Origin of the sequence: Eudoraea sp. (assembly GCF_049669105.1) — a bacterium.
GTDB lineage: Bacteria > Bacteroidota > Bacteroidia > Flavobacteriales > Flavobacteriaceae > Eudoraea.
This window is the reverse complement of record NZ_JBATKE010000011.1, coordinates 1-3,787: the sequence shown is the minus strand read 5'-3', so window position 1 is coordinate 3,787 and position 3,787 is coordinate 1. Positions and strand designations below refer to the sequence as shown.

The 3,787-nt window shown below is 37.8% G+C and carries 6 protein-coding genes; all 6 read left to right on the top strand.

Going from position 1 to position 3,787, the window contains the following annotated elements:
• Positions 1-24: 24 nt before the first annotated feature.
• A complete protein-coding gene (locus WBM60_RS00965; protein WP_424282641.1) occupies positions 25-1,272 on the top strand; it encodes a competence/damage-inducible protein A in 1,248 nt (415 codons plus the stop codon).
• Between the two features lie 73 nt (positions 1,273-1,345).
• Positions 1,346-1,582: a 50S ribosomal protein L28 gene (rpmB, locus tag WBM60_RS00960; protein ID WP_299163917.1), complete on the top strand. Its 237-nt coding sequence runs from the start codon at positions 1,346-1,348 to the stop codon at positions 1,580-1,582.
• Between the two features lie 21 nt (positions 1,583-1,603).
• Positions 1,604-1,786: a 50S ribosomal protein L33 gene (gene rpmG / locus WBM60_RS00955; protein ID WP_019670387.1), complete on the top strand. Its 183-nt coding sequence runs from the start codon at positions 1,604-1,606 to the stop codon at positions 1,784-1,786.
• Positions 1,787-1,792: 6 nt separating this feature from the next.
• The gene (locus WBM60_RS00950; RefSeq protein WP_299163915.1) at positions 1,793-1,945 is read left to right on the top strand and encodes a DUF4295 domain-containing protein; all 153 of its coding nucleotides are present in this window, start codon (positions 1,793-1,795) and stop codon (positions 1,943-1,945) included.
• A gap of 89 nt (positions 1,946-2,034) precedes the next feature.
• Positions 2,035-2,997: a signal recognition particle-docking protein FtsY gene (gene ftsY, locus WBM60_RS00945; RefSeq protein WP_299163913.1), complete on the top strand. Its 963-nt coding sequence runs from the start codon at positions 2,035-2,037 to the stop codon at positions 2,995-2,997.
• Positions 2,994-3,787 (top strand): DUF2911 domain-containing protein (locus WBM60_RS00940; RefSeq protein WP_424282640.1); only part of this gene is annotated, 794 nt, incomplete at its 3' end. The genes ftsY and WBM60_RS00940, both read left to right, overlap by 4 nt.

Here is a 3,787-nt window from a genome sequence, read left to right as displayed (position 1 = left end):
ACTTAAAAAAGACTTTAATTTCTGATGTTTGCGGAAATTATAACCATTGGCGATGAAATTCTAATTGGACAAATAGTAGATACCAACTCTGCCTTTATAGCCGGCGAATTAAATAAGATTGGGGTTTCGGTATTCCAGATAACTTCTGTTCAGGACGATAGATCTCATATACTAAAGGCTTTGTCAGATGCTGAAAAGCGGGCAGAAATCATCATTATTACAGGTGGTTTAGGGCCAACCAAGGATGATATAACAAAACATACGCTTTGTGAGTTTTTAGATGATCACCTGGTTGAAAACAAGCAGGTATTAAATCATATAGAAGAGTTGTTTAAGAAATATATTGCAACTCCTATATCTGATATCAACAGGCAGCAAGCATTAGTACCCTCCAAGGCTCAGGTATTACACAATGCCTATGGCACTGCTCCGGGGATGTGGATTACTAACGATATAGCCACTTTTGTATCACTGCCGGGAGTGCCTTTTGAGATGAAAAATCTTATAGACAATGCCGTTATCCCAAAGATTGTAGCCACTTTTGAGCGTCCGTACATTTACCATAAGACGATAATGACTTATGGACTGGGGGAAAGTGCCATTACTGAAAGAATAGAGGATTGGGAGGAAAATTTACCTTCTTTTGTTAAGCTGGCTTACCTCCCTAATTTAGGTAAAGTTCGGTTGCGATTAACCGCGAAAGGAGCAGATAAGGATGTTATAGAAGATGCCGTCAAAAAAGAATCGGCAAAATTGTATTCGATAATCGGGGATATCATATATGGGGAAGAAGAGGATGGGTCTATAGAATCAGGAGTTGCTAAATTGCTTACTTCAAAGAAAATGACCCTGGCCACGGCTGAAAGTTTTACCGGAGGCAAAATAGCAGAGCAAATTACCGCTATTCCAGGCGCCTCGGCTTATTTTTTAGGGAGTGTGGTAAGTTATGCCACCCAGGTTAAAATAGATGTTCTTAAGGTTCCTGAGGAGTTGATAAAAAAGAATTCTGTAGTAAGTGCAGAAGTTGCAAGAGCAATGGCTGTTAATGTCAGGGAATTATTGAAGTCAGACTTTGCAATGGCAACAACCGGCAATGCGGGCCCTACAAAAGGTGATTCTGATGCTGAAATAGGAACTGTTTATATTGCAATTGCTACCCCAAATAATGTTTTAGTGGAAAAATTTACAATGGGAAATCACCGTACCAGAATAGTCCAAAAGGCAGTACACAAGGCTTTTCAGATGCTGCAAAAAGAAATTTTAAAATTCTAGAAGAGAATTTTGTCCATCACACAAAAATGAATTAAATTTGCACCCTGTTTAAAATCAAGTAAAAAGTAGCGTAATGTCAAAAGTTTGTGAACTTACCGGAAAGAGAGCTATGTTTGGGAATAATGTATCCTTCTCTATCAATAAAACAAGGAGGAGATTTAATGTAAATCTTTCCAAGAAACGTTTTTATATTCCAGAGGAAGATAGATGGATCACTTTGAAGGTTTCTACAAGGGCTCTTAAATCGATAAACAAGAAGGGCATTTCAGCTGTTTTAAAGGAAGCTAGAGCAAAAGGATTGATTAAATAATCCTTCAATATATAGATTACGATGGCAAAAAAAGGCAACAGAGTTCAGGTAATATTAGAGTGCACAGAGCATAAAAACTCTGGTATGCCGGGAACATCCAGATACATTACAACCAAGAACAAGAAGAATAGCCCTGATAGGTTAGAGATTAAAAAATTTAATCCTATTCTCAAGAAAATGACTGTTCATAAAGAGATAAAATAAGAAAGCATGGCAAAGAAGACGGTAGCGAGTTTACAATCCAGTTCTAAAAGACTTACCAAAGCTATAAAAATGGTAAAATCACCTAAAACAGGTGCCTATACTTTTGTAGAATCTGTTATGCCACCAGAAATGGTGAATGAATGGTTGAATAAGAAGTAACAAACTGACTAAAATTGAGTTCCGGGCCGCTTTCTATTGAGAGCGGCTTTTTTTATTTCATATATTTGCCCAACGACTTTTACGGTGACATGAGCTTATTTAAAAAAATATTTACATCCCAGAAAAAGGAAACACTAGACAAAGGATTAGAGAAAACTAAAACCAGTTTTTTATCCAAACTTAGCAAGGCAGTAGCGGGTAAATCTAAAGTAGATGATGATGTTTTAGATAACCTGGAGGAAGTTTTAGTAACTTCTGATGTTGGAGTGGCTACTACGCTCAAAATTATTGAACGAATAGAGGCCAGGGTTTCCAAAGATAAATACATGGGTACTGACGAACTGAACGGAATCCTCCGGGAAGAAATTGCAGGTCTATTATCGGAAACTCATTTGGGTGAAGAGGAAGAATTTAGTGTACCTAAAAACAAAAAACCATATGTTATTATGGTTGTTGGGGTTAATGGGGTAGGTAAAACAACCACAATTGGAAAACTTGCTTATCAGTTAAAAAAACAAGGATTACAAGTTGTAATAGGAGCAGCTGATACTTTTAGAGCAGCTGCAATAGATCAGCTACAGGTTTGGGCAGATCGTGTGGATGTCCCTATGGTGAAACAAAAAATGGGTAGCGACCCTGCTTCAGTGGCTTTTGATACTTTGAGTTCAGCCGTTACCCAGGGTGCAGATGTTGTATTAATTGATACCGCCGGCAGATTGCATAATAAAGTGAACCTAATGAATGAACTTGGCAAGGTAAAACGTGTTATGCAAAAAGTTATTGAGGATGCACCACATGAAGTACTTTTGGTACTCGATGGATCCACCGGTCAAAATGCATTTGAACAGGCCAAAGAATTTACAAAGGCTACAGAAGTAACTTCTTTGGCCGTAACAAAATTAGACGGCACAGCCAAAGGAGGAGTAGTCATTGGTATATCAGATCAGTTTCAGATTCCGGTTAAATATATTGGTGTGGGGGAAGGAATAGAGGATCTTCAGGTATTCAATAAATTTGAATTTGTGGATTCATTCTTTAATATAGCCCATTGAAAGTTTTAAACCTCATTCTTTTTACTTGCTTTTCAACAGTACTTGCTGCGCAAATTGAGGCTCCTAAAGCCAGTCCGTTTTCAAAGGTTGAGCAGGATGTTGGTCTTACAAAAATTACAATTGCCTATTCAAGACCCGGGGCAAAGGGCAGAAAAGTACTAGGAGGTCTTGTTCCTTATGGGAGAATTTGGCGTGTTGGCGCAAATGAATCTACCAAATTTACAGCAGATGACGATTTAAATATTATGGGTAATAATTTACCTGAAGGCACTTATGCGCTTTATGCCTTTCCTTATGAAGGTCACTGGGACGTAGTTTTTCACAAAAATACGGAGCATTGGGGCGATGGAAGAAAAGCTTATGATCCGGAAGATGATGCTTTCAGGATTCGGATAAAACCACAAGAAATTCCTAATTATCAGGAAAATTTCCTGATTACTTTTGATGAAATTGACCACAATTCCATTAATATGCTTTGGATTTGGGAACATACACTTATAAAAATCCCAATTTCAGTGGATACTGAGACAAAAATGAAGCAGGAGATTGCTTCTGGTATAGAGAAAAATCCCACCGCTCAAACATATTATGAGGCGGCACGCTATCTGCAGGAACAAGGAAAATCATACCACGATGCTCTGTCTTATCTAAATAAGGCCATTGAAATAGGAGGGGATACCTATTATTTTTATAGGGTTAAATCTTTGGTTGAAGCTGCTTTAAAAGATTATGGTAGCGCCATTATTTCAGCACAAAAATCATTAGAATTAGCCCAAAAAGAGGATAAAGA

Bases quoted from the DNA above. Each gene is read 5' to 3' on its own strand.
- WBM60_RS00965 (WP_424282641.1), top strand. From the start codon at position 25: ATGTTTGCGGAAATTATAACCATTGGCGATGAAATTCTAATTGGACAA.
- rpmB (WP_299163917.1), top strand. From the start codon at position 1,346: ATGTCAAAAGTTTGTGAACTTACCGGAAAGAGAGCTATGTTTGGGAAT.
- rpmG (WP_019670387.1), top strand. From the start codon at position 1,604: ATGGCAAAAAAAGGCAACAGAGTTCAGGTAATATTAGAGTGCACAGAG.
- WBM60_RS00950 (WP_299163915.1), top strand. From the start codon at position 1,793: ATGGCAAAGAAGACGGTAGCGAGTTTACAATCCAGTTCTAAAAGACTT.
- ftsY (WP_299163913.1), top strand. From the start codon at position 2,035: ATGAGCTTATTTAAAAAAATATTTACATCCCAGAAAAAGGAAACACTA.